Annotated in this window: 2 pseudogenes; both read right to left on the bottom strand. The window is 34.0% G+C overall.

The annotated features are described in order from the left end of the window. Positions 1 to 43 precede the first annotated feature (43 nt). Positions 44 to 229: pseudogene (locus tag KI356_RS28870) on the bottom strand (N-acetylmuramoyl-L-alanine amidase); the annotation flags it as partial. A gap of 22 nt (positions 230 to 251) precedes the next feature. Then, a pseudogene (locus tag KI356_RS27920) lies at positions 252 to 403 on the bottom strand (DEAD/DEAH box helicase); the annotation flags it as partial.

Below are 403 nucleotides of genomic sequence, written 5' to 3'. Positions count from 1 at the left end.
CTGTTTCTGATTCGTCGAATACAGTAACGGTTTGGGCGGGTTATTCAGCAATTATACCTGAATGTAGAGAGGATTCAGGATATATAAAATAACTTTGTTTCATAGAAACTTGCTTTAATTTAATTTCTTTATCTTTTGATTGATCTGTGCGAGCAACTAAACTGGCAGCTTCTGCACGGGTAATAGTGTTATCTGGATACCAATGACTACCACTCTCAAGTAGTGAGATAAAAAAAAATAAGGGAAATCCCTTATCTTTTTTTATTGCTATATTTTTTCTTCACTTTGTCACGTTCTGTTGCAAGTTTTCGTTTATAGTTTGGTTTTACTTTTTTCGGCTTTTTAACAACTTTTGTTGCCATAACATCTAGTCCCTCATTTGGTTTTTTACGACTCTTACGAC

The organism is Bacillus hominis (assembly GCF_018332515.1).
Classification (GTDB): domain Bacteria; phylum Bacillota; class Bacilli; order Bacillales; family Bacillaceae_G; genus Bacillus_A; species Bacillus_A hominis.
The sequence above is the reverse complement of the archived record's forward strand: the minus strand, read 5'-3'. Positions and strand labels throughout refer to the sequence as shown.